A 26,366-nucleotide genomic window follows, 5' to 3' on the forward strand; every position below is an offset into this window, starting at 1 on the left:
GCGCGGGAGCCGACGCCGGAGTCACCGCCGGAGCCGGCTCCTGCCGGGCGGACCGGGTGATGGCCGCCTCCACGGCCGCCACCCGGTCCGCGAGCAGCCCCAGAGCACCCACGGCCCGCGCCAGCGGATCCTGACCGGCACCGCCCAGCGCCCGGTCCCGCAGGTGGCCGTCCACGATCCCCCGGCGGCGGGCCTCCTGTTCCGGCGTGATCCGGCCGCGCAGTTCCGCCAGCTTCAGCAGGTTGAACTCCGCCTCGCCGTGGAGGGTCTGCGCCTCGGCCGCGTAGTGGTCGTCGAGCAGCGCCTCCAGCTCGGCGCCGTTCATCACGGGGGCGATCCGTTCCGCGATCTTGTTCATGTCGCGGTAGGAGCCCTGAAGCCGGAAGGGCGGCTCGGTGCGGGAGGCGTCGGACCGGGCCGCCGAGGCGATGTACGCGGCGTTGACCGCCAGGACGGTGCGCCGCGCCGCGAGCAGCAGCCGCAGCACGGCCGTGATCCGCTCCAGCTCGGCGGGCGGGTACGGGTGGGCGAGCCGGTCGGGCCGCGCGCCCTCGTCCCCGCCGGCCATCCGGACGAGCAGTTCGAGGTCCGCGCGGTCCCGGCCGGCGAGCGGGGCCAGCACCGGGTTGGCGGTCAGCGCGTTCTCGACGAAGCTGAGCGCGAAGACGTCCTCCCGGCCGGTGAGCACGTCGCCGAGGTTCCACACGTCGGCGCGGTTGGCCAGCATGTCCGGCAGCCGGAAGCGCTCCCCGGACTCGGTGTACGGATTGCCGGCCATGCAGACCGCGAAGCGCTTGCCGCGCAGGTCGTAGCGGCGCGGCCGGCCGCCGTGCACCCCGTCGATGCGGCGCTGGGCGTCGCAGAGCGGGATGAACTTCTGCAGCAGCTCGGGCGAGGTGTGCTGGATGTCGTCCAGGTACAGCAGGACGTTGTTGCCCGCCGCCAGCGCGAAGTTGATCTTCTCGACCTCCTGCCGCGCGGTCGCGTCGGGGGCCCGTGCCGGGTCGAGCGAAGTGACGGAGCGGCCGAGCGCCGGTCCGTCGATCTTGACGAACATCAGCCCGAGCCGGTCGGCCACGTATTCCATGAGCGTCGTCTTGCCGTAGCCGGGCGGTGAGAGCAGAAGCAGCAGACCGCTGCTGTCGGTGCGCTTGGCGTCGCCCGCCGCGCCGAGCTGCTGGGCGAGGTTGTCGCCGACGAGCGGCAGATACACCTCGTCGATGAGGCGGCTGCGGACGAAACCGGTCAGCGGCCGCGGCCGGAACTCATCCAGCCGCAGCCGGGCCCGCTCGCGGGCCACCAGGGCCGTCCGCCGCCGCTGGTAGGCACGGAAGCCCGGCACCCGCTCCTCGCGGAACCTCCGCGTCCGCTCCAGGAATTCGTCCAGCCGCAGCCGCAGGGAACCGCCGGTGACGCGCGGGTGCTCGCCCAGCAGTCCCTCGACGGTGACCTCCGTGGCGGCGTCGCACGGGTAGCGGGGCAGGTCCGGGCAGAGCTCGGCGGCGACCGCCTCGGCGAGGTCGCCGTCCGCCGCGCCGCCGGAGGCGCGGGCGTACGAGCCCAGCCAGGCCGCGGCGAGCTGACGGCGGGCCGGAAGGTCGTCACCGAGCGCGGCCAGGTCCGCGGCGCAGCCCCCGCCGGCCGCCGAGTCCCGGAACGCTTCGGTCAGCCGCCGGGCGCCGGGGCCGCTGACGAACCCGCCCGGCTCCGCGGCCAGTTCCTCGAACAGGTACGCGGCGGCGCTCCGGTGGTGGCCCGCCGGGGTCCGGCCGGCCGGCTCGCCGCGCTGTCCCCGGCCCGGAGCCCGTGTCCGGTCCTGTCCCGATGCCCGGCCCTGTTCCCCGGCCGCGGCGCCGGGCGGCGGCCCATCCGGGCCGGGGCCGGGCGGCGGCCCGGATGGGCCGGGGCCCGTTCCCCCTGCCCCGGGCGTCACCCCCGCGGTCACCCCCGCCGTCACCCCGGCCATCCCCTGGTCCCGGTCCGTTGCCGTGCCCGTCACCCCGGCCGTCCCCGTGCCCGTCCCCCGGTCCACGCCGGCCCCGGCGCCCGCGCCGCCGCTCTCCGCCTCGAACGCCGCCAGGGCGGCTGCCAGTTCGGCCACCAGGTCGCCGATCTCCGGTGCGCTCCCGAACGCCGCACGGGCGCGGGCCAGCGACGCGGCCCGCCGCGCCCAGGCCGAGCGGGCCCGCGGCGTCGTACCGTGCGCCCAGAACAGCTGTGCCGCCGCGCGCGCCCGGCCGCCGTGGCGGAGCAGCCCCGCGTCCGCGCGCAGCCGCAGCAGGGCGGCCAGCAGCAGGGCCGCGTCGTGGTCGTGGACCCCGCGCTCGTGCCCCTCGTCGTACGCGGCGTGGGCCGCCTCCCGCACCAGCGCGAGCAGCCCGCCCTCCTCGGCGGCCGCCTTCCGCAGCCGGTCCTCGTCCTCCGTGTGCAGGACGGTCGCGGCGAGGTGTTCCGCGCGGTAGACCTCCGCCGTCTCGGAGGGCAGGGTCTGGCCCCAGTACGGCCGGGTGGCCGCGAACTCCGGGTCGGTGACGGGCTCCCGGTAGTCCGTGCCGGTGAGCGCGAGGGACATCCCGTCGCCGGACGGCAGCAGGGCGAGCCCGGCCGGCCGGGTGGTGACCGCGAAGCGGTGCCGGCCGAGGCGGATGGTGCCGCCGCCGTCGCCGTAGAGGTCGGCGCGGTCGCGCTGGGCGCGGGCGGCCTCCTCGCGGGCGGCCTTGAGGCGGCCCCGCAGCTCCTCCGCCCGTACGGTGTCGCCGAGCCCGTCCAGTTCGTCGGCGGTGGCGCGCACCTTGGCGGCCATGGGGTCGGTGGCGAAGAAGGTGTGCACGGCCTCCGGCCCGTCCAGGGCGGCGGCGCGGCGGCGGACCGTGTCGAGGACGCGGCCCGCGGAGTCCGCCAGCCGGCCCGCGTGCCGGGCGCGGTCGTCCCGCAGGCTCTGGGCGCGGCCGGCGAACGCCTCCTCCACCTCGGCCCGTTTGGCGTCCAGTTCGGCGCTGAAGTCGTCGAACGCGGCGAACCGCGCCTGCGCCTGTTCGATCCGCAGCAGCAGTCCGGCGAGCTGCTCCTCGCAGTTCTCCGGGGTGGAGGCGGCGGCCAGCGCGGCGGTGGCGGCCTGGCCGAGGAGGGCGAACTCGGCGGCGTAGGCGGCCCGGCCCTCGTGGTCCAGCAGTGCGCGGCGGCGGGCGGCGAGCACGGCGCGGGCGCGGTTGACGCCGCCGAGCGTCTCGGCGATCCGCTCCAGGATGACGGTGCGCACGGTGGCGTCGGCGATGTCCAGGCCGCCGACGACCTCGGTGACGGTGCGCAGATCCTCCGCGAGCGCGTCCAGGCGTCCGCCGAGCGGCTCCGCCTCGGCGGCCGTGCCGGCCCGGCCGGCGGCGTCCGTCAGCGCGGCGGTCTCCTCGCGCTGGGCGGCGAAGGCGTCGGGGCGGCCGAGGAAGGCGACGGCTCGCTGCCCGGCGGACTCCAGGTCGTGCTCCAGCGCGGCGGCCAGCTCCGTGATCTTCTCCCCGTCCGCGTACCGCAGTTCGCGCACGCTTTCGAGCCGGCCCCGGCAGCGGCGGAGCTCCGTCAGCCGGGCGATCCACTCGCCGGCGTCCGCCGGGGACTCGCCGCGCACCCGGCGGACCACGGAGGCGATGTGCTCCGCCGTCTCCTCCAGCGCCTCGGCGGCCCGCCGCCGGAGCGCGGTGACGGCCTCGAACTCGTCCAGCGCCCGGCGGGCGGTGTCCCGCAGCGCGGTCAGCGGCTCGTGCAGAGCACCGCAGTCGCCGGCGGCCAGCCAGTGGTACCGGTCCGCGACCCGTTCGCAGGACTCGGCCAGGGCGCGGTACACGGCCGCGGCGGGCCCGCTGTCCTCGACGGCGCGCACCACGCCCAGGCAGGCCGAGATGCCGCCCACCAGATCGGCGTTGCCGATCCGGGCCAGCGGGCCGCCCCCGGCCGGCGGACGGGCCGCCGCGTGGGTGTCGGAGGTGTACGGGGTGTGCCAGAGCTGCACCGGATGCACGCGGGCGGGCTCGTCGTCCTCCCGCTCGCGCAGCACGACGAGGGTGCCGTCGTCGAACAGGGCGTGGCCGCGGCAGGCCAGCGGAGGGGCGACCTCCTTGCGGATGACGTTGTACGACAGCAGCAGCGCGCGGCCCCGCGCCCGGTCCCGGAACGCGTACAGCACGTCCTCGCCGTTCGGGGAGCGCACGGTGCGTTCGAAGGCCAGTCCGGCGGTGTCCGCGGCGTCGAATGTCTTGACGGCCCCGGTGGCCAGGCAGTAGCCGCCGGGAAAGACGATGCCCTCGTCGCCGGGGAGCCGGCGGCAGGCGCCGCCGATGCCGTCGAGGCGCACCGCACTCTCCGTGGTGCTGTTGAAGACGTAGTGGCGGTCGGTCTCCTCCTTGTACGGGCGAACGCGCAGCAGCACCAGCGGGCCGACCCGGGCGTGCGCCACCGCCGCGTCGGCGAGCGACTGCAGAGGCTCGTCGACGGGCTCGCTCAGGATGCCGCCGGGGGTCTCCGTGTCGTCCGCCGTCTTGAGCACCAGGGCGCCGCCCACGCAGGACACGTACAGGCCGTCGGTGACGCGGACGTGCGGGTGCCGGCCAAGGACGTGGTCCTCGCGGGTGGCCTCGGTCCAGGTGACGTCGTGGGCGGGCTCGGCGGTGTCGTCGCGGTCGCCGCGCCCGTCGAGGAACTCGGCCGTTCCGTCCGCCGTTCCGTCCGCTGTTCCGCCGTCGGCCAGCCGCCAGCGCAGCACGCGGGTGTCGGTGGGGCCGGTGCGGAAGACGGCGAGCAGCTTCTCCCCGGTCCGGCGGAGCCGCAGCAGTTCCGCGTCGCGGTAGTAGCGGCGCAGCTCGGCGAACTCCCGTACGAAGCCGGGGTCCACCAGCACCGGGTCCGCGTCGCGCTCGACGAGGGTGAAGCCGGTGCCGTGGCCGCCGGGGCCGCCGGGGCCGCTGTGGCCGTCACCACTGCTGTCACCGCTGCCGCTGCCGTCGCCGCCGGCGTCAGCGCTGCCGCTGCCGTGGCTGCCGTCACCGCGGTCGCCGTCCCGTTCGAGCCCGTACGCCATGAGGACGGCGCCGTCAGCGGCGGTGTTGGCACCCACCAGCAGCCGGCCGCCGACCGCGACGACGTCCCGGACCACCCCGGGCTGCGCGGTGCGCACCGTCCCCGTGCCGAGGAGCCGCAGCCCGCCGGTGCCGAAGACGGCCGCCCGCCGCTCGTTGAGCGCCTCGGCACGCCGCGCCAACTCCCGGGCCTGCGCCGCGAGCCGGGCGCGCAGCACCTCGTGGGTGCCGGCGTCGACGGCTTCCGTCCGGGCGCCGGCCGTTGCCGTGTCGGCGTCCACCGCTTCCGTCGCGCCGTCCGCGCCGGCCCGCCGCTCCTGCTCCGTACCCACATCGACCTCTCAGCCCGTTCCGCCCGCCGGTCCGCACCGGCCGGGTCCTGCTTCCGTCACGACAGGGCCGCACCCGCCGTCTTCCGCACCTTCCGTGCGGGGCTCCGCTGTGTGGTCCCGCCGGTGTCGGCGGGCTCCGGCCCCCTGAACCGGGCGGTTCCGCCACGCCCGACCGGTGCGCCGTCACGGGCCCCGTGCGGGCCGCCGGCCGGGACTTGGCCACCGGGCCGGCGCCGATCGCCGCCCCGGCGGTGGACGGGGCACACCCCCGTCGTGCCCCGCCCACCGTTCCGGGAAGACGTGGAGTACCGCCCGGCGCCGGACCCGCGAACGGACAACCGTGCGGATCCACCGTCCCGTTGAGCAGGCGGCACGGCGGGCGACACCCCCGTCGCCTCCCGCCGTGCCCCGCCCTCCCCGCGACACCGGCGCGCGCCCCGACCCCCGTCCGGGGCGCGCGCCGTGCCGCGCTACGCGGCGGTCTTCGTCCCCGACCCGTTCAGGCCGGGGCCGGCCACCGGCAGGTCCGCCAGGCCCAGCCGCTCGGCCGTGTCGAGGAGTTCGCGGAGGCCGCCCGCCCGGGCACCCTCGCCGCCACCGGCCTTCATGAGCTTCATCAGCAGCGCCGACACCGTCAGATCCCGTACGTCGGCCGGGCCCACCGAGCCCAGGACGCGGGTGAGGTCCTCGGTGAAGGACGCCTCGCCGTTCAGCCACGGACCGGCGAGCGCCCGCGCCGTCCCGGAGTTGGCCACGAACCCGTCGACGCTCTTGCCGAGCGTGACCGCGCCCGCGATCCGGTCGAAGAAGGCGCTCTCGCCGCCGACGATGGAGATGTCCGCGCTCTCCAGGCCGGTGGCCAGCACCGTCGCCTGCGCCTCGGCCACCTGCCGCTGCGTCTCCAGCCCGGCCAGCCGGATGTCCTTCTCCGCCTCCAGCCGCAGCCGGTACTCCTCGTGCTCCCGGGAGGCGGCGTCGAGTGCCGCCATGGCCGCGGCCTTCTCGGTGAGCCCCTCGGCCTCCGCCTTCAGCCTGCTGCCGACGGCCTCCGCCTCGGCCAGCGCCCTGGCCCGGGCCCCCTCCGCCTCGGCCCGCAGCCGCGCCTCGGTGGCCTGCGCCTCGGCCAGCCCGGTCTTCTCGATGGCCTCGGCCTCCTTCTCCCGCACCTGCACCCGGGCGAGCCCGGCCGCGGCCTCCTCGGCCTGGATGCCCTCGGCGAGCCGCACCTTGGCGCGGGCGTCCATCTCCGCCGTCTTCTGGCGGGCCTCGGCGAGCGTCAGTTCCTCGGCGGCCCGGTGCGCGGCGGCCTGCTCCGCGGCCTCGGCGGCCTTGATGTCCTTGACGAGCTTCTCCTGGGCCTCGGCCTCGGCGGCGATGACGAGGGCCTGCCGCTCCCGCTCGGCCTCCTCGACGGCGCGCAGCCGCTTGATGCTCTCCTCCTGCTCGGCGACGGTGCGGTCGACGGCGACGCGCTCCCGGATCACCTCGGCGATGTCCCGCTTCTCCGCCTCGACCTCCTTCTCGGCGGCGATCCGGGTGAGCTGCGTCTCCCGCTCCCGGGCGATGACCTCCAGCAGCCGGTCCTTCTCGATCCGCTCGGACTCGATGGCGATGACCCGCTCGCGGTTCTTGCCCGCGACCTCCACCTCGCGCTGCTGGTTCTCCCGCTGGATGCCGAGCTGCTCCTCGGTGCGCAGGAACGCGGCCTGGGCGCGCAGCCGCTCCTCCTCCATGACCCGTGCCGTCTCGGCCTCCTCGCGGGCCCGTACGGTCTCGATCTCCCGGCGCTGCTTGATCTCGGCGTCCGCCTGCCGGCGCTCCAGTTCGAGGACGGCCTCCCGGGCGTCCACGTTCTGGCGGGTGATCTCCTTCTCCTCCTGCCGCTGGAACTCGTTGGTGCGGACGTGCTCGACGGCGGTCAGCTCGGTGATCTTGCGGATGCCCTGGGCGTCGAGGATGTTGGCCGGGTCGAGCTGCTGGAGCGGGGTCTGCTCCAGGTAGTCGATGGCCGCGTCCTCCAGGCTGTAGCCGTTGAGGTCGGTGCCGATGACCTGGATGATCCGGTCCCGGAACTCGTCCCGCTTGGTGTAGAGGTCGGCGAAGTCGAGCTGCTTGCCGACGGTCTTGAGCGCCTCGGAGAACTTGGCGTTGAAGAGTTCCTGGAGCGTCGCGCGGTCGCTGGCGCGTTCGGTGCCGATCGCCTGGGCGACCTTGATGACGTCCTCCACGGTCTTGTTGACCCGGACGAAGAACGAGATGCGGATGTCGGCGCGGATGTTGTCCCGGCAGATCAGCCCCTCGCGGCCGGTGCGGCCGATCTCGATGGTCTTCACCGAGATGTCCATGACCTCGGCCCGGTGGAGCACGGGCAGCACGACCTGCCCGGTGAAGGTGACGTCGACCTTGCGCATCTTCGAGACGATCAGCGCCTTGCCCTGCTCCACCTTGCGGAACAGCCGGCTGATGACGAAGACGAGCGCGATGACGACGAGGAGCACGACGGCGATGAACACGCCGATGCCCAGGGTGATGGCATCCATCGGAAGTCCCTTGCGGCAGAGATGAGTTGAGCGGAAAGAACAAGCGGGGGAGGCGGCCCGGGGCGGAGGCCGGCACGGCACGCGCTCCCGGCGGGGCGGAGGAGGACAGGCCGGGGCGGGCCCCGGGGGCCGGAGCCTCAGGGCCGGTGCACCGGCGGTCGCGGTACGGCCGTCAGGCGGCGGTACTCCGGGGATCGAGCGCCGGATCGTACGGCGCGGCCCAGAAGAACTCCCGTTCCTCGTCATAGGCGTAGAGCAGCGCCGTGGATCCCGAGGTGAGGCCGGGATCCCGGCCGTTCTGCCGGACCTGCACGAGAGCGGTGGAGCCGTCCCGCGCGGCCACCTCCGCCTGGCCGAAGCCGGGCCCGACCGAACCGGTGCGGATGGTGCAGGTGAGACCGACGAAGTCCTGCCGCGATGGCTCGGGCGCGGTGGCGAAGACCCGGCGCAGCGGCCGCACCAGCAGCGCGGTCACCCACCAGGAGAGCAGCAGCGCCGCGAGCAGCAGTCCCACGGAGGCGGCGCCGCGGCCGAGCCCGGCGAGGCCCGTGCGGTCCAGGAGGACGGTGCCGGTGAGGCAGGTGAGCCAGGCGACCGGCACCAGCAGCGAGAAGGCCACCGCGACCGGGACCCCGCCGAGCCCCAGCGCCGCGGAGTCCACGTCCCCGTCGAAGATGTCGTGCTCGGCCGTGCCGATCCCCACCAGCAGCCAGAAGGCGGCGATGACGATGACCGCGGAGCTGAACAGAACGGTCGGGAAGGCCACTGCCGCCGCCAGGAATTCAGCCACCGGGTTCCGTCCTCTCACTCCGCGCACCGTAACGGGGAAGCACGGCCCCGGTGCCGGATCCCTTCCGGAGTCCGGCACCGGGGCAGCCCCCGTTTCCCCGTGGCACCCATCCTGACAGCCGACCCGGACCCGGCACATTGCCGGTTTCCGGCAACCTTTACGGTGGATCCCATGCCGGGGAGCCACCGCTCGGCGAATCCCGGGCGCGCCGGGAGTACCGCGGAGGGGGACACGTGACGCCAGTGGAGGAAGAGCCGGACCGGGACGACTTCCTGGCCGGTTACGCCGAGATACTCGCCGAGGTCTCCGCCACCGGGCGCCGCCTCACCCGCGACGAACTCGCCTCCCGGCGCCGGGCCGGCGAGCGCGCCGCCGAACGGGGCTACGGACTGCGCAAGCTGGTCGCGGAGCACCTCGACGCGACCCGCACCGGCTGGTCCGCCCTGCCCGGCGCCACGGCCGCGAACGGCGTCCGGGAGCTGCGCACCGTCGTGGACTGCGTCCTGGCCGCCACCCACCAGACCGTCGACGCCGTCGCCGAGGGCTACGAACGCGCCCAGCGCCTCGCCGTCCGCCAGGAGGAGGCCGCACGCCGGGAGTTCATCGACGACCTCCTCTACGGCCGCAGCGACCTCGGCCGCCTCGCGGAACGCGCCGAACGGCTCGGCCTGCGCCTGGCGCACGAGCACACCGTCGCCGTCGCCGACGGACCGGACCTCTACGACGAGACCCACCCGGTGACGCGCCGGGTGGAGGCGGCGCTGCTCGCCCGCTTCGGGGACCGGCGCATCCTGCTGACGACGAAGGACGGCCGGATCGTCCTGGTGGCACCCGGCAGCCACGAGGAGGTCGTCCGCCACTTCGCCAAGCAGGCCCACGTCGCCATGGGCGGCGGGGGAACGGACCGGGTGGCCGTCGGCCGCTCCCACCCCGGGCCGGGCGGTGTCGTCCACAGCTACGAGGAGGCGCTCACGGCCCTCGAACTGGCCGACCGCATGGGCCTCCCGGGCCCCCTGCTGCGCGCCGCGGACCTGCTGGTGTACCCGGTGCTGACCCGCGACCGGCAGGCGATGGCCGACCTCGTCCGCACCACCCTCGGCCCGCTGGAGAAGGCCCGCGGCGGCGCCGAGCCGATGCTGCGCACCCTCTCCGCGTACTTCGACGCGGGCTGCGTGGCGGCGGAGACCGCCCGCCGCCTCTCCCTCAGCGTCCGCGCCCTCACCTACCGCCTGGCCCGCATCCACGAACTCACCGGCTCGGACCCCTCCGACCCGATGCACCGCTACACCCTCCAGACGGCGGTCATAGGCGCCCGCCTCCTGGACTGGCCGACCCAGAAGCTCTGACCGTCCGGACCGAGCACCAGCAGCACGGCCGGCGCCGTGGGCCCCGGCCCGATGTGGACGGAAACCCACGCCATGCTGCGGGGAGCGGGGAGAGCGTGAGCTGACCTCGGCTTTTCACTTGAGCCGGCATCCGCATCCTGAACGGGAAAGCGAAAGCACCTTCCAACCTGCGACGACAGACCTTTTTCAGGTTCACGTTGTTCCAACAGGAAGGTACTTCCACCAGCACACCACGGGTTCGCGCCCTCGGTTTGTCCTCTCGGCCAACGGCCATGGAGTGCCCAGTTACACCGAGGCCCAATCGCTGGCCGATGGTGCTACCACCGGCGTGACCACGTCTTCAGTAGCGCACCGCGGCGGTCGCGGCTCAGGCGCACCCATCACCACGGCCCCGACCTGCTCACCGGCACGGACAGCACTGGAGCCGCCAAGGCGTTCCTCCATCACATACACACCCTGTGCGCCCGTGAAATCCGCACTTTTCGCATTTCGCGCCTGGCGGGCAATGGTGATCTCGCCCGAGATCCTGCACTGCGGTTCGCAGTCGGCGAGGAGCTGTGCCGGGGTACGCCCTCAGCCATCATGTCGGCGTCTTCCGGGTTCTCGGAGAACTGAGGGCAGTCGGCGGGGCGGCCGGGGAAGAGCACTTCAAACCGGGTCTGCTCGGTCCAGCACAGACGGAAGACTCGCCATCATCAACAGCGGTGAGGACGGCAGAAGGGAACAGTGGGCGCCGGCGTCTGACAGCCCTTCGCACCTCATGTCAACGATCGAGCGCTGCATATCGAACCAGAGAAATTGAGTCCATTCGCCTGCGGTGAAAGGGAGCGCTCACGCAAGATGCCATACAGCGCTACCGGTAACAGAAATGGAAATCCGGTGTTATCGCGCAGGCATGAGGAAACTAGTGTCCTGAGTCGCTAGTTCGTGTGCAGTATGTGGCGAGGGTGTCGAGGATGTCGTCAGCGGTCTTCGTCCAGACGAACGGCTTGGGGTTCTTGTTCCACTCGTTGATCCAGCCGCGGATGTCCCGTTCGAGTTCGATGACGCTGCGGTGGGCCGAGCGGCGGAGTTTGCGGCAGGTCAGCTCGGCGAACCAGCGCTCGACGAGGTTGAGCCAGGACGCCGAGGTGGGAGTGAAGTGAAGGTGGAAGCGCGGGTGACGCAGCAGCCACTTCTTGACCGGCTCGGTCTTGTGGGTGGCGTAGTTGTCCAGGACCAGGTGGAGTTCGAGGTCCTTGGGGACGGCGGCGTCGATGACCTTCAGGAAGCGGAGGAATTCCTGGTGGCGATGGCGGCGGTAGTGCTGGGCGATGACCGAGCCGGAGGCGATGTCCAGGGCGGCGAACAGGCCGGTCGTGCCGTGCCGGACGTAGTCATGGGTCATCTTCGCCGGCGTGGTCGGTGCCATCGGCAGCACGGGCCGGGTTCGGTCCAGGGCCTGTATCTGCGATTTCTCGTCCACGGCAAGGACCAGGGCGTTCTCGGGCGGGGCGAGGTAGATGCCCACCACGTCGCGGACCTTGGTCACGAACTGCGGGTCGGTCGACAGCTCCAGGTCTCCACGATGTGCGGCTTGAGGCCGAACGCCCGCCAAATCCGCGAGATCGCCGATTGCGACATCCCGGCCGTCCGGGCCATCGAACGCGTCGACCAGTGCGAATCACCCGTCGGTGGCGCCTGATCCAGGGTTTTGGCGACCAGGGCTTCGACCTGCTCGTCCGTGATCTTCCGCGGGGCCCCCGAGCGCGGTCGGTCCACCAGACCTTCCAGCCGGTCCGCAGTGAACCGGGCCCGCCACTTGCGTACGGTCTCCCGCGAGACACCCAGATCCTGCGCGATCTGCGCGTTCGGCCGGCCCTCCGCGCACGCCAGCACGATCCTCGACCGCAGTGCCAGTGCCTGAGTCGCCGTCTGCTTGCGCAACCAGCCCCGCAGCACCCTGCGTTCGCGATCGGACAACTCCAGCAACAACGGCTTCGGACCAGGCATCACCCCACCCTACAACCGCCCGCGAACTTCTGACTCAGGACACTAGGAACTCCCGCTGAGCGCCATCCATACCGCACCGGCGACAGAAATCACGACACTCAGAGCCAGGGAAAAGTCGGCTGGTGTGCACCGTGTCCAGCGGACGAGCAAGGTCGTCTTGACTTCACTTACTGGCCGACGCGAATCAAGCCAGTCGTCTATTTTTCGTTTAGCGCCCTCGCTTGAGCCAACGTAGTGGTCGATAAGAGAGCCCCCGAAGGCGAAGGCCGGGATTTTCCGATATTCGTCGATGCGCACCTCCAGAGTGCCGTCATCGCTGACCGACGCACCACCGATCAGCCCTAGCGGAATAGTGTGGGTGCGCAGTGGATTAATCACCAGTAGGTCTGCCTCGCGTAGGACCACCTTGCAGTTTGCGATGCGTCCAGACACGCCCGCAAGGGCCAGATATATGGGTACTCCTTGCCATCCAGTACGGAAGCCGCTCATCGAGCTCACCTTCAGTACGGCGAAACTCATTCCAACCCCCAACCCGACAACAAGAATCCCGAAAATAATCGGCCAAGAACGCCGTCTCAGTATACGCGGGACTACCTGCACATCCATCGCCTTCATTTTCTGCTATCCGGAGCGTTTCGGTCGTGACGGAAAATTCCTGTTCCCTCGCGTGCTCAATTTCTGCGGCTGTTCGGCTTTCGCGACAAGGTTGACGTTTTTAAAAAGGTTCACCCTCAGCACCACCCCGCGGCGCTTCCGGGGCTCGCTGCACCCGCACCGCAGAACGTAGTAGAAAGACCCGTGTTGATGCTTACGTTGGCGTAGGTGGCCCCCCAGTCTACTGTTTTGCGATACCCGTAAATGGTAACGTTCTCAGCCTGATGTACCGTCCTAACACGCGTACGGGTCACAAAAGCCGATCCCCGCCATCCCCCTGCGAGCTTCCTCGCGGCAGCCCCTCCCATAAGGGTCCATGCGAGCCCCCTGGCGGCCGTTGCGTAATTCCAGCTTCCCGTTGTCACTCCATCACCAATGAAAGTAGCCCCCACGACAGCCACGCCTGCTGCTGCACAGGTCCCTGCCGACACAACCAAACAGGCTCCAAAAGCTGCTCCAGGTAGAACTCTGTTTTTCCAGCCGTCCCATGTGCCGAAGGTGTCCTTCGTCCAACCCCAGGACGATTCACCCAATTTTGACCAGAATCCCTCGTCCTTCTTGTTTCTTTCTGCTTGTGCTTTCGTGTATGCGAGGCGGCGTTCTTCGCGGTATGCGTCGTTGTATTCTTTTTGGGCGGCGGACGTGGTTTGGCCGTAGGAGTTGTGGCCGCGGTGGCCGTAGGAATTGTAGCGACCCTTGGACGGATTGGCGAAGATGCGTTTCTTGCTTCCGGGGGTCCAGGGAATGTAGGAGCCGGAGTTGCCGGGACTGCCGGGGTTTCCTCCTGAGACGGCAGAGTTGATCTTGGGCGTGAGCTTGGGCAGGCCACCGCTGCAGGCGATCTTTCCCTGCACGCATTCTTCGATGGCTTCTCCGGTGGGGTCGGCGTTGGTGGCGGGGTTGTTGTTGCCGTAGGTGTAGGGGTTGTGCTGGGTGGGGTCGTCGGTGAGGAGGAGGGGGTCGACGGAGAGGAAGCGGCCCAGGTCGGGATCGTACTCGCGGGCGCCGAGGTGGGTGAGTCCGGTGGGGTCGGTGGTTCCGCCGAGGAAGCCGCGGTCGCCGGGCCAGTTGGAGGTGCCGCTGCTGGTGCGGGGGCTGCCGAAGGGGAGTTGTTTGCGGCGGGTGACGGCTTGGCCGGCGCCCCAGGCGACGGCGATCAGTGCGGTGCCCTGGCGGTCGCCGAAGAGGAAGTGGATGCCGGAGCTGTTGCGGACGGCGATGGTCTCGTCGCCGTGGGTGTAGTAGCGCGTGGCGGTCTTCGTGCCGGTACTGGTGGTCTTCAGTTCGTTGCCGCCGGGCAGGTAGGCGGTGGCGGACCCGTCTGCTTCCTTGGCCAGCAGGCGGTTGCCGGAGGAGTCGTAGAGGTATTCGGTGGTCTTGCCGTTCTCGGTGAGGGTGGCGAGTCTGCCCTCCGGGCTCCAGGTGAGCTGCTGGTCACGGGGGCCGCCGGTGCGGCTGGTGGTGTTGCCGGCCTCGTCGTAGGTGAAGGTTTCCGTGGTCCCGTCCTCGGGCCCGCCGGCGGTGGTCACCGAGCGCAGGGCGTGCGGGTTGTCGTCCGCCGGTGTGCCGGGGGTGTAGGTGCGGGTGATATCGGCGGATCCGGCCGCGGTCGCGTGCCGGGTCTCCTTGGTGCGATGGCTCGCCACGTCGTAGGTGTAGGAGTGCCAGTAGGCGTCCGGGCCGCCGACGGTGGAGGCGGACGGGCCGGCGGCGCAGGTGTCGTCGGCGTTCTTGGTGGTCCAGGCGTCTGTCATCCGGCGCAGGGCGTCGACGCTGAAGCACTGGGTGTCGGTCGAGGCGGTCTCGCCCTGGCCCGAGGTGCTGGAAACACGCTGGACATTGCCGGCCGCGTCGTAGCCGTAGCGGGTGTCCTCGATCCGCAGTACCTCATCACCGTCGAGGGTGCTGCGGGTCAGGTCACCGGTGTGCTCGTCCCAGTTCTGCGTCCGGTAGACCTTACGGCCCAGGACCCCGTACTCGGTACGCACCGGACGGGAGAACACATCATGCGACGTGGCATTCACCAACACGATCGAGCCGATCGTGGTCTTCTGCGGGAGGTCGCCCTCACCGAAGACCGTGGTCTGGCGCTCGCCGGGCAGGTTGCCGAGGGCCGGGTGCTTCACCCACTCCTGAGTGCCGGTGTACTTGTTGTAGCCGAAGGTCCAGGTGTAGTCACCGGCCAGGGCTCCCGCACCGGCCGGGAGGGTGGTGGTCGACGACATCGGCTGATAGCGGTCGTTGTAGGTGTTGACGCGTGTCGCGTAGGACTGGCCGTCCACATGGCTGGTGCTGGAGGAGGGCAGGCCCTTGGCGGCGACGTCGTACGTCCAAGAGGCGCGCAGTTCGCTGCCCTGCTTCAGCTCTTTCTGCCGACCGAGTTCGTCGTAGATCGTGGTGAGTTCGATGCCCCGGGCGTCGGTGACCTTGAAGGGCCGGTCCGCGTCGTCATAGGCGGTCCTGGTCAGGCCCTTGTCGGGGTCGTCCGCTACGGTCTGCCGGCCCCGGGCGTCGTAGGTCCAGGTCCACACGGTGCCGGACGGGTCGGTCATCTTCGTCAAGTTGCCACGCCGGTCATAGGCGTAGGTGGTGGCCTGGAACTCGGTGCGGTCGGCGTTGGTGTGGGCCCGCGACTCGGTCTTCCGGCCCAGAGCGTCCGTGATGGTGGTGGTCGCCGTACCGCCCTGAGGGGGGATGACCGTGGTGCGGTCGCCGCCGTGCACGGTCGTGGTCCGCTTGGTCTCGTCGCCGAACTTCAGCGCGATCGCGGCCGTCGTCCGTCCGGCGCCGTCGTACTCCATCTCCATGCCCGCCGGAACCTTGGTGTCGTCGCCCTCCCGCAGAGTCGTCGAGGGCTTGACCGGCGCGTAATAGGCACCGTAGGTCTTCCGGGTCTGGCCGCGGGTGTCGTAGAGGTTCTCGGTGATGACACTTCCGCCGGCATCGCCAATGGCGGGGGACTGGGTCTCGCGCTGGCGCAGGAGACCGTCGTAGAAGGTGTAGGAGGTGTCGTACTCGCCGAGGCGGTTGATGGTCTTGGCGGTGACGACGTTGGGGCTGGTCCGGGAAATCCGGTAGGCGTACTCGGCCGACGGCTGCGCGGGGTGGTCCGCCTTCGCCCAGCCCGGCGCCCAGGCCCGCAGGACCCGGCCCAGGGCGTCGTACTCGACATCGGTGCGCTTGTCGTTCGCGTCGACGGAGGCGGTGATGGTGCCGCGGAGCGGATCGGTGAACTCGGCCGTCGCGTGGCCGAGTTCGTTGGTGGAGACGGTCTCGGTGGGTGTCTGGCCGGCGGCCGGGGTGCGGCTGATCGTCGTGGTGGCACCGGAGGCATCCGTTGCCGCGGTCTGGCGCCCGAAGGCGTCGTAGGTCGCGGTGCTGACGGTCACGAAGCCGGTGCCGGCCCCGTCGTTCTCGTCGCGCCGGGTCTCATCGCCCTTGGTGGGGGCCGCGTCCAGCGTGGTGGCGCCGTCGTAGTAGGAGCGGTTCACCGAGATGAGATCGCCGGGCAGGTCGGGTGTGGTGCCGCACGGTTTGGCGACCGTGGTGGACTCGGCGACCAGAGTGAGGATGTTCTTGTCCGTGTTCCGTGCGTAGGTGGTGCTGGTGCACCGCTCGTCGCCGCTCTTCGCGGTGTCGCCCGTCCGGGACACCGAGTCGACCTTGCCGTACGAGTCGAAGGTTCGGCTGGTCTCGGTGCGCCGCAGCGCCGCGCCCGCGACGGTGGTGCGGGAACGGTCCTCCTTCACCCCGGTCCGGTAGGCGTGCACGGCCGGCAGCCCGTCCGCCGTGCGGGAGTGCGTCGCGGTGGCGCTTGAGCGCCAGGGAATGTGACTGGTGGCTGAGACGAGGTCGCCGCCCACGCCGTTGTAGGTGGCGGTCTCACGGGTCATCCCGGCGAACGCCTCGTGGTCGGTGGCCTCGTTGCCCTCGCCGTCGGGGACCTTGGCACCGGTGGTGCCGCGGAAGTAACGGGTCTCACTCAGCGTCTGGGTACCCTGCGCGGGGTCGCCGGCGCGCGTCTGGACGCGCTCGTATCCCTTGCGGTCTCCATAGGTCCGGTGCTTCGCCTTGGTGAACTCGTCGTCGCCCTTGGCCCAGGCGAGTCCGCCGAGGTAGGAGTAGTCGGTGCGCTTGACGGGCGCTCCCGCGGTGTTGTCGGACTCCAGGATCTGGGTGACCACATAGGAGTGGAACCAGTCCTGGTACGGCTCGTAGCCCGCGGCCGGGGCGTCCGGCGGGGACCAGATCACGGGGTAGCAGCGCTTGGTGTTCGAGGACGGTGTGGGCAGGTTGTCCGCCGCGCACTGCCGGGCCGAGTAGGTGACGCCGACGGTGCCTCCCGTCTCGGTGTCGACTCCGTACACGCGGTAGCGGTTGTACGGCGGTATCTCGTCGACCGCGCCTTCCACCCGGTTGGGGAGCTGCTGTCCGCGGAAGGAGACGGCAGGCAGTGTGACAGCGCTGTCCGCTGTATGGCCGGTGCGGGTGATCGACTTCAGCCACAGCGCCGGGTCGGTGCCGTCTCCCGCAGCGGGGAAGTCGTGCTTCAGCTCCCAGGAATCGACCTTCTTGTAGGCGCCGCCGTTCAACGCCGACGTGGTGACGCCGGTCAGGCGCTTGCGGGTGAAGTAAGAGGGCGACGAATTGCCTTCGCAGGTGGCGCCGGAAGCGCAGTACTGGTCGAACGGGACATCCGGCCACTTCTTGGCGTTGGCTTCGGTGAACTTGTCCGTAGCGCAGTCAAAGGTGTCCGTGGGCAGGCAGCGTTCGGCCACGGTGAACTCGGCCTTGGCCACTGCCTGGTCCGCGTACATGCGGTTGGACCGCAGGCCGTACTCGATCCGCTTGAGATAGCCGCCCCGGGTGTAGTCGGTCGGGGTGCCCTCGTACGAGGCGTTGATGTTGCGCTGGTAGCGGTTGCTCTCCTTGGACCAGTAGTACGCCATGGCGTTGGAGTGAGGGTCGACGACGTAGTCGAGGTGCCAGCGCCATGCCTGCTGGCACCAGGAGTCCTTGAACGTTTCGGCATGGCAGGCCTCGCCGGAGTGGTTGCCGAACACCGGAACGGTCCAAACGGAGTTGGTCTCCGGCTTGCCGTCGGCCCAGCCGGGCAGCCGGTTGTAGCCGAAGTAGTAGCGGGTGCCGTCAGGCGCGGTCACCCGCCAGTACTCTCCGTCGTTGTCCCCGTTGCCGCGGTTACTGCTCTTCAGCTGGGCGATCTTGGTGCCGTCGTCGTTCTTCTTCCGCCACTCGCCGGTGTCATCGTCCTTGACGAGCTCACTGGAGGAACCGCCGAGCGAGAGGGTGGCGTTCTCCTTCTTCCAGCACTGATCGCCTACCTTGTGGGAGGGGTTGTTGCCGTCCTTCTTGTCGTCCTCACAGGACACATAGCGGCGCTCGATGGACCCCGGCGAGAGCGACCAGCCGTCACCGATCCAGTTGGCCTGGTTGTTGGTGGTGGCGGTGCGGCCGTCGATCGCCTGGGAGGAGTACGACAGCCCGAGGTCCGGCTCCAGGCCGCCGGGCACCGCGGGGGTTTCCATGTCGTACGTCCACGAGAAGCCGCCCGAGGAGCCGCCGGCCTCCCACTTGCCCGAGGGAGCCAGCGAAGTGGCGGTGAAGTCGCCGGTAGCACCCGAGGGCGCTGCGGTCACGGCGAACAGTGTGGTGCCGGACGACACGGCGCCGCTGAGGGAACGGGCGCCGGCAGAGGATGACGCCACCGGGGCGTCCGGAGCCTGGGCTCCGGCCTTGACGACATCCGTCTCGACCTCAGCCGAAAGGGTGCCCTTCTCGCGGTCGTTACGGGTGCTGAGGATCTCCCCCGGCGCGCAGTCCTTGCTGCGGGGGGTGCTGAGCACGCAGTCGGGCATCTTGCGCAGGACGAGCCGGGAGGCCCAGTCACCGCCGTACATCCCGGCGAAGCCCGAATAGTCCAGTTCGATCCCGAAATCATCCGTGCCCTTCTTCGCACCCTGGGCCCGGACCGCGATCAGGACACCATCGGTCCCGACCCTGTCGGCGGCCTTGCGGTCCAGCACTTGGACCTGCACCCGTTCTGCGATGGCCCCACCCTTGCTCCGGGGCTTGTCCTCAGCGGCCGCCAGGGCCAACGGCAGTGAGCCGGCCTTGACCCGCTTGCCCTTCCCCGCGCCCGGCACTGCGGTCGTCACCGTGCCCGGCGCAGGCCACGCAGCCTTGCTGTCCGGCTTCCAGTCGTCCTTCGCGACCTCGTCCGGTTTGTTCAGGCGGCGCGCGTCAACCTCGGAGACGGGTACCGGGTCTGGCTGCTGAAGCTTCCGCAGCTGCAGCTCGGCGGCTACGGCCACCGGACCGGCGAGCAAACCGGCCAGAAGGTATGCCACAAGGGTCGCAGCGATCAGCCGTATACCACGCCAGGAATTCCGGGCAGTACGTGATACCGACTTCGGCGCGCCGGACACGTGACCGATCACCGTTCCCCCCACAGGGTCTTCATTAAATGCAAAGGAATCGTGAACGTAGCACCGCGGGTGACGCCTTCCAAGGGGCCAGAAGCACCTTGATCACTCCGTTACCGAGAAGCGTTGACCGAATACCCCTTTTCGGGCTCATTGAGGTTGGTCCGCACCCTTTGACGCTCCATCAGTCTTGTTGTTAGCCAAGCAGGTTGAAACAAGACCGCCCTGCCGGCCGACCGGTCGGCAGGGCGACCCCAAGGGTGATCAAGGGGACTTTTTGGGCATCTAGCTTTCCGGGCATTTCCGTCTAGGGTGGCTTCCCGATGGCCCACTCTGCTTCCATGTGGAAGAAAAGGAAATGAAAAGGATCTGCGATGAGGACACTTAAGAGAGGGCTCCCCGGCGATCCGCGAAGACGTCGTGGAGTCATCAGTTCGGCATTGGGGCTCGCACTGTGCGCGCCGCTTTTCGCCGTGCTGCCTGCCACAGCCGCCGAGGAGCAGGAGCCGGCCGTGGAGCGGTCCCTCACCGAGGAGGCGCAGGCTCTGGAACAGGCTTCCGACACCGGCGAACCGGCGGAGGTCCTGTCCCTGCGGACCGAGACCTCCCAGGTGTTCGCGAACCCCTCGGGAACCTTCACGCAGGACAGCTACGCCCTGCCGCAGTGGGTCAGGAAGGGCGGCAGACTCGTCGGCGTCGACACGACGCTGCACGAGAACGAGGACGGTACCTACTCGCCCAAGGCCACAGAAGTGGACGTGCGGTTCTCGGGTGGAGGCGGCGGACCGCTCGTGACCGTCATGCGTGACGGTCGAAGCATGGCATGGAGCTGGCCGCACGACCTGCCCGAGCCGGTGGTCGAGGATGACACCGTCACCTACCGCGATGTCCTGACCGATGTGGATCTGAAGCTCAAAGCCGGGTCCGCCGGTTTCGGTCAACTGCTGGTCGTCAAGACGGCGGATGCCGCCGCCGACCCCGCACTGGACCGGATCGACTTCGGTCTCGCCACAGACGGGCTCAGTGCCGAGGCCGACAACCACGGCAACCTCACCGCAATCAACCCGGCCGGCCAGGAGATCTTCACCGCGCCCACGCCTCTGATGTGGGACAGCACCACCACCGAGCAGGTCTCGGCATCCGGGACGGCAAGCCTGCGTACGGCAGCTTCCGCACCGCCCATTGACGAGTTCGAGGTTCCCCACGGTGCCCGTGACGCCGCCCTGGGCATCAAAATCAACGATGACACCCTCTCCCTGACTCCCGATCAGAGCGTGCTGAGAGGTGAGGAAACCCAGTACCCCGTCTACATCGACCCGTCTGTCTCCGGGTCGCGCTACGCGTGGACCATTGCCTACAAGAAGTACCCCAGCACCTCGTACTACAACGGCAACGGCTGGAAGAACTCAAACGGTTCGTATGGCACCACGACCGCGCGGGCCGGCTACGAGAACCACACCAACGGGCTGGCGCGCTCCTACTTCCGCATGAACACCAAGAATCTGTGGAGTACTGACAAGGTCGTCTCCAAGTCGACCTTCCGGATCAAGAACACCTGGTCCTGGTCGTGCACGGCCAAGCCGATCGAGCTGTGGCGTACTGCGGCGATCGGTTCGTCGACCACGTGGAACAACCGGCCGACCCGCCGCGAGAAGATGGCCACGGTCACCGACGCCAAAGGCTGGAGCAGCAGCTGCCCTGCGGGCAACCTCGCCTTCAACGTGACACAGGCGGCCAAGGACGCGGCAGCCAGTCACTGGAACACCGTCACCTTTGAGCTCGCGGCGTCCAACGAGTCCGACGTGTACGGCTGGAAGAAGTTCGACGCCAAGTCCGCCGTCTTCTCCACCGAGTACAACACCCGTCCGGGAGCACCCACAGGGCTGGACACCAGCCCCAGCACCAGGAACGACGAGGGTTGCGGAGACACGCCTCCGCACGGGTTGATCGGCAACACCGACATCTACCTGAAGGCCAAGGCCACGGACAAGGACGGTGGGACGGTCAACATCAAGTTCCATCTCTGGGCCACCGGACACCACCCCAACAGTGATCCGAACGGTGTCCTGATCGTCGACAAGACGGTCGCCGTGACGTCCGGCACCGTGGCGAAACTCAAAGTCACGAAGGGCACGCTCTCCCCGCATATCGCCACGGCGAGCGGCAACTTCTCCTGGAAGGCACAGGCCAGCGATGGCAAGCTGTCCTCCGACTGGACGCCGACCCTTGGTGCCCCGGGCTGCCGCTTCGTCTTCGATCCCGACCGGCCCAGCACCCCGCCCGGCGTCACCTCCACACAGTTCCCCGACGGCAGCGACGGCTGGCCCTCCGTGACGGGCTCCGTGCGGACGGAGGGTTCCTTTACGCTCTCCAGTGGTGGAGTGGCGGACGTCGCGAAGTATGAGTACTGGACCGACTCCGAGCCGGCTGTGCGCAGCGCATCGCCGAGCACTGCGGGCGGGAGCGTCACCGTCAAGATCACTCCGTCCAGTGCCGGGGCCAACGTCCTGTACGCCCGCAGCCTGGACAAGGTGGGCAACAGATCCGACCAGGTCGGCTATCTCTTCTACGCGAACGGACTCGCGGAAGCGGACAAACCTGGAGACATCAACGGCGACGGGAACCCGGACTTGTGGGCCGTGGACAAGGACGGCGTCCTGCACCGGTACTACGGCGCGGGGGACGGCACCGTCACGGACAACGCCAAAACCGCGTCCAACTTCCTGTGGAACGAGACAGGGATCACCCACCGCGGAGACTGGACCGGTGACGGCTACGAGGACCTCATCGCACTGCGCAGCGAGTCCGACGGGACCAGTCGTCTGTGGCTCCACCCGAACAACGGCTACGGTTTTGCCTGCACCAACTGCTCGGGCGAGGACAGCGACCGCAGGGAACTCACCGTCTACGAGGACGAGAACGACCACTGGCAGAACGCCGACCAGATCCTGGCCATCGGGGACGTCGACGGACCGCTCGACATCGACGGTGACGGCACAGCCGATCAACCCGGCTACCCCGACCTGCTCGTGAAGGAAGGCGACCGGGTCTGGCTGTACTTCGGCGCTCCCGACACCCGCCTGGACTCCGATCGCGAGCCCGTGCTGCTCGCCTCCGAAGCCTGGGCGGAACAGGACCTCATCGCTCCTGGTGACACCGATGGAGACGGCCGGGTGGATCTCGCCACACGTGACCGCGCCACTGGCGATCTCTTCGTTCATCGCGGTGTCGACGAGTACGGAGACTGGCTCACCGACGAGTCGCACAAGGTGCAGGCGGGCACCAGCTTCACTGTGGCGGCCAACCCGCTGATCACATCGCCCGGCGATGCCGATCACAGCGGGGAGTTCGACCTCTGGTACACGCGCAGCAGCACCAACATCCTCGTCGCCTATCTGGATCCCGGCACTGACCACAAGCGAAAGGTTGAGCTGGCGGGGGACTGGACGGGCTACCAGGCCATCAGCTGACGGCCCTCGCACAGCGCGCCGTGGGTTCCTGTCCGCATCGGGCGGGAGCCCACGGCGTCGGCATGCTCCGGTGCGGTTCAGCGTTCCACTACGCGTCGTCCCCGGACAACCCGCACGTCCTGCGCTCGGTGACCACCGCCGACGGCCCCGAGGACGGGACCACGGAAACCTTCACCTACGACGAGGCCGGCAACACCGAAAGCCGCACCGACGGCCCCCGGAACCAGCAGCTCACCTGGAGCCCGGAGGGCAGGCTCGCCACCCTCACCGAGAACGGCAAGACCACCGAATACCTCTACGACGAGACCCACCCGGTGACGCGCCGGGTGGAGGCGGCGCTGCTCGCCCGCTTCGGGGACCGGCGCATCCTGCTGACGACGAAGGACGGCCGGATCGTCCTGGTGGCACCCGGCAACCACGAGGAGGCGCTCACCGCCCTCGAACTGGCCGACCGCATGGACCTCCCGGGCCCCCTGCTGCGCGCCGCCGACCTGCTGGTGTACCCGGTGCTGAGCCGCGACCGGCAGGCGATGGCCGACCTGGTCCGCACCACCCTCGGCCCGCTGGAGAAGGCCCGCGGCGGCGCCGGGCCCATGCTGCGCACGCTCTCCGCCTACTTCGACGCGGGCTGCGTGGCGGCCGAGACGGCCCGCCGCCTCTCCCTCAGCGTCCGCGCCCTCACCTACCGCCTGGCCCGCATCCACGAACTCACCGGCTCGGACCCCTCCGACCCGATGCACCGCTACACCCTCCAGACGGCGGTGATCGGCGCCCGCCTCCTGGACTGGCCGGCGCAGAAACTCTGAGTCGGGCGCCCGGCGACGAACACCGGGAACTCGCTGTCGTCCGGGCACCGGACTGTGCCAGGATCCGGCGCATGCCCGTTCGATACCCGCGCCCCCTGCGTCCCGGTGACCGTGTCGGTGTTTCCGCTCCGTCCAGCGGAGTCGCGACGGAACTGCGTGAGCGGCTGAACGTCGCCGTGCGTCATGTGGAGGCGCACGGGTACGAGGTCGTCCTCGGCCGGTGCTTGGACGGCTCCGGCCACGTCAGCGCCTCGGCCGCCGACCGCGCGGGCGAACTGATGTCGATGCTGACCGATCCCGCGATCAGGGCCGTCGTGCCGCCGTGGGGCGGAGAGACCGCGATCGACCTGATCCCGTTGCTCGACTGGAACAGGCTGCGCGAGGCGGAGCCGACCTGGCTCGTCGGCTTCTCCGACATCTCGACCCTCATGACACCGCTGACGCTGCTCACCGGCACGGCGACCCTCCACGGCAACAACCTCCTGGAGACGCCCTATCGCGTACCCGAAGGGCTGCTGTCGTGGCTGGACATCGTCGCCGCACCCCCGGGCCACCGGTTCACCCAGACCCCGCCCGGCCGTCACCGGGCCGCGGGCTTCGACGACTTCGCCGTCTTCCCGGACGCCCGCGAGTACAAGCTCGACGCGCGGGGCACGTGGGTCCGGCTCGACGGCGGTGGCGCCGTGGAGGCCGAGGGGAGGCTGATCGGGGGCTGCATCGAGACGCTGTGCAATCTCGCGGGGTCGCCCTGGCTCGATGTCACGGCTTTCGCCCGGGACACGTCCCCGGAAGGGCTCCTCGTGTACGTAGAGGCAGCCGAGCATGACGCCTTCACCATCTGCCGGAACCTGCACGGCATGAGACTCGCCGGCTTCTTCGACCGCGCGAACGCGGTTCTCGTCGGCCGGACCGGCGCGCCCGACAGCAGCTCCCTCAGCCAGCACGAAGCCGTCCTCGACGCCCTCGGCTCCCTGGGCGTGCCGATCATCGCCGACCTCGAGTGTGGCCACGTCCCGCCCTACATGCCGATCGTCAACGGAGCCCGCGGCCGCGTCGTTCACTCATCGAGCCGGAGCGAGCTGACACAGACGCTGGACTGACGTACCCGTGCCCGTTCACCGAGGTGGACCGGGGCCCCGGCCCGCAGCGCCGCCCGTGCCGCGGCCCCGGCCAGGTTCCCCGGTCGGCGTCACCGGAACACCAGTGCGCCGCAGCTCTTGGATCGCTACCGTCAGCTTGCATGACTCCTCCTCGTCAGCGCCCTCCCTTCGCGGCGGATGAACGGACCCAGCTTCTCGGCTGGTTCGACATGCAGCGCGCGATCGTCCACCTGAAGTGCGAAGGGCTGTCGGACGACGACGCCCATCGCTCGCTGCTGCCGTCCTCACCGCTGATGACGATGGCCGGGATCGTCTCCCATCTGCGCTGGGCCGAGCAGACCTGGTTCGAGGTGCTGTTCCTCGGCCGCCCCGCCGACGGGCCGCAGTTCTCCGAGGACCCGGAGGACGCCGACATGATGGCCGAGGGCATTCCCCTGGCACGGCTCCTCGCCGACTACGAGCGGCAGTGCCGGATCTCCGACGAGATCATCGCCGCCCACTCCCTCGACGAGACCGGCCGCCACCCCGACTTCGCCTCGGCCCGGGCCAGCCTGCGCTGGATGCTCCTCCACATGACCGAGGAAACCGCCCGCCACGCCGGCCACATGGACATCATCCGCGAGCTGCTGGACGGCGGTAAGGGCTACTACTGACCGACGCCGGCCTGTCCGTCCGGCCCGGTGCCGCGGTCGTCCGGCACGGCGGTCAGCCGGCCCGCTGCACTCACCCGGGCTCGCCCGGGGCCACCGAGCGGCCCCGAGGAGCCGGCGACCGGGCCGGTCGGCGCGGGGCCTCGGCTCCCCGTCCGTGGCGGATCCGCCGCAGGACGTCGGCGTGGAGCGCGTCCAGACCGCCGGGCGGCAGCGGGGCGGGGCTGCCGGTGAGGGAGTACCACTCCTCCGCGCCGGTGTACTGGATCCGGACGTCGGCGAGACCGTCCGGCCGCAGGCCGGTGACCACGGTCAGATCACCCGTGATGACACCGACCTCGTCGGTCATGGCGCCGCCGCGCCCGGCGGTCACGTCGCTCCGGAGCCGCTCGGGCGCCGGCCCGCTGTCGGAAGGGGTCATGGGGTACAGGTATCCAGCATGTCGGTCAGCATGTCCTTCTCCTCCGCGGTGACCGACAGGCCGTACTCCGTCTTGACCGCGGTCCAGGCCCGGGAGTAGGTGCACCAGTAGGTCTTGGCCGGCGGCTGCCACTCGTCGGGGCCCTGGTCGCCCTTGGACCGGTTGGACGCCGCGGACACGGCGATCAGCTGCGGGCCGCTCAGGTCGTTCGCGAACTCTTCGCGCTTGTCCTGCGTCCATGAGCCGGCGCCGGAGCGCCAGGCGTTGGCCAGCGGCACCATGTGGTCGATGTCGAGATCCGAGGCGTCCGTGAACGTCTCCTCGTCGTACGCGCTGACCCACCGGCCGGACACCGCACGGCACTCGTCGTCCCGCTTCACCTCGGTGCCGTCGCGCTCCAGCACGGCCTCCCGGGTGTTGCAGCGCTCCCCCTGCGCGGACCAGTGCGGGAACTTCGAGCGGGAGTAGCCGGACATCGAGCGGTGCGGGGCCACCTCCAGGCCGGCGAGTTGCGTCCGCGCCTCCGCGGCGGACGGCACGCCCGGCAGCGTGCCCTCACCGGCGGCCCCGTCCTCCCCCGCGCGCGGAGGTGCCGAGGAGGCACCGCTCGGCGCGGAGGGCGTCCCGCCCGGTACACCGCCGGACGCTTCGCCGTCGAGGGTGCCCGAGCAGCCCGTCAACGCGAATATGGTCACCGCCGCCAGGCTCCGCCCCCACCACTGGTACCCCATGAGCTGCTGCATTCCCCTCACTCGA

General features: G+C 70.3%; 11 protein-coding genes and 2 pseudogenes. 5 read left to right on the forward strand and 8 right to left on the reverse strand.

All coding sequences use genetic code 11. The features are described 5' to 3' along the window. Positions 1–46: 46 nt before the first annotated feature. The 3 genes and pseudogenes from KBZ10_RS29090 to KBZ10_RS03095 form a co-directional block, all read right to left on the reverse strand. Positions 47–5,347: pseudogene (locus KBZ10_RS29090) on the reverse strand (DNA repair ATPase); the annotation flags it as partial. Between the two features lie 521 nt (positions 5,348–5,868). Beyond that, complete coding sequence (locus tag KBZ10_RS03090; RefSeq protein ID WP_210985897.1) at positions 5,869–7,938, reverse strand: SPFH domain-containing protein; 2,070 nt, start codon at positions 7,936–7,938, stop codon at positions 5,869–5,871. Between the two features lie 172 nt (positions 7,939–8,110). After that, positions 8,111–8,728 (reverse strand): hypothetical protein, encoded by a 618-nt coding sequence (locus KBZ10_RS03095; RefSeq protein ID WP_210985898.1) that lies wholly within the window; start codon positions 8,726–8,728, stop codon positions 8,111–8,113. Positions 8,729–8,970: 242 nt separating this feature from the next. Here KBZ10_RS03095 and KBZ10_RS03100 point away from each other — a divergent pair, with 242 nt between their 5' ends. Next, positions 8,971–10,074 (forward strand): CdaR family transcriptional regulator, encoded by a 1,104-nt coding sequence (locus tag KBZ10_RS03100; RefSeq protein ID WP_210986074.1) that lies wholly within the window; start codon positions 8,971–8,973, stop codon positions 10,072–10,074. 904 nt (positions 10,075–10,978) lie between these two features. On the opposite strand, the pseudogene KBZ10_RS03105 reads toward KBZ10_RS03100, so the two are convergent. From KBZ10_RS03105 to KBZ10_RS03115, 3 genes and pseudogenes are all read right to left on the reverse strand, one after another. Continuing rightward, positions 10,979–12,066, reverse strand: a pseudogene (locus KBZ10_RS03105) (IS630 family transposase). 42 nt (positions 12,067–12,108) lie between these two features. Further along, positions 12,109–12,681: a hypothetical protein gene (locus KBZ10_RS03110; RefSeq protein ID WP_210985899.1), complete on the reverse strand. Its 573-nt coding sequence runs from the start codon at positions 12,679–12,681 to the stop codon at positions 12,109–12,111. Positions 12,682–12,797: 116 nt separating this feature from the next. Then, on the reverse strand, positions 12,798–19,088 hold the full coding sequence (locus tag KBZ10_RS03115; RefSeq protein WP_307847162.1) for an RHS repeat-associated core domain-containing protein: 6,291 nt from the start codon (positions 19,086–19,088) through the stop codon (positions 12,798–12,800). A 449-nt stretch (positions 19,089–19,537) separates the two neighbouring features. Between KBZ10_RS03115 and KBZ10_RS03120 the strand changes: the two genes are divergently transcribed. The 4 genes from KBZ10_RS03120 to KBZ10_RS03135 all read left to right on the forward strand — a co-directional run bounded on the left by KBZ10_RS03120 (position 19,538) and on the right by KBZ10_RS03135 (position 25,192). Next, entirely contained in the window at positions 19,538–22,633 is a 3,096-nt protein-coding gene (locus KBZ10_RS03120; RefSeq protein WP_210985900.1) for an FG-GAP-like repeat-containing protein, read from the forward strand. A 62-nt stretch (positions 22,634–22,695) separates the two neighbouring features. Beyond that, positions 22,696–23,439 carry a CdaR family transcriptional regulator gene (locus KBZ10_RS03125; RefSeq protein WP_247701719.1) on the forward strand — a complete coding sequence of 248 codons (744 nt, stop codon included), beginning with the start codon at positions 22,696–22,698 and terminating at the stop codon, positions 23,437–23,439. Between the two features lie 71 nt (positions 23,440–23,510). After that, positions 23,511–24,539 carry a S66 peptidase family protein gene (locus KBZ10_RS03130; protein ID WP_210985901.1) on the forward strand — a complete coding sequence of 343 codons (1,029 nt, stop codon included), beginning with the start codon at positions 23,511–23,513 and terminating at the stop codon, positions 24,537–24,539. A gap of 140 nt (positions 24,540–24,679) precedes the next feature. After that, the gene (locus KBZ10_RS03135) at positions 24,680–25,192 is read left to right on the forward strand and encodes a DinB family protein (RefSeq protein ID WP_210985902.1); all 513 of its coding nucleotides are present in this window, start codon (positions 24,680–24,682) and stop codon (positions 25,190–25,192) included. A 70-nt stretch (positions 25,193–25,262) separates the two neighbouring features. Here the strand turns inward: KBZ10_RS03135 and KBZ10_RS03140 are convergent, their stop codons facing one another. Both KBZ10_RS03140 and KBZ10_RS03145 read right to left on the reverse strand, forming a co-directional pair. Continuing rightward, entirely contained in the window at positions 25,263–25,610 is a 348-nt protein-coding gene (locus KBZ10_RS03140; RefSeq protein WP_210985903.1) for a hypothetical protein, read from the reverse strand. Further along, positions 25,607–26,353, reverse strand: coding sequence for an HNH endonuclease family protein (locus KBZ10_RS03145; RefSeq protein ID WP_210985904.1), 747 nt, complete (start codon positions 26,351–26,353; stop codon positions 25,607–25,609). Before KBZ10_RS03145 ends, KBZ10_RS03140 begins: the two co-directional genes overlap by 4 nt. Positions 26,354–26,366: the final 13 nt, after the last annotated feature.

Origin of the sequence: Streptomyces sp. F63, assembly GCF_018070345.1 — a bacterium.
Lineage (GTDB): Bacteria > Actinomycetota > Actinomycetes > Streptomycetales > Streptomycetaceae > Streptomyces.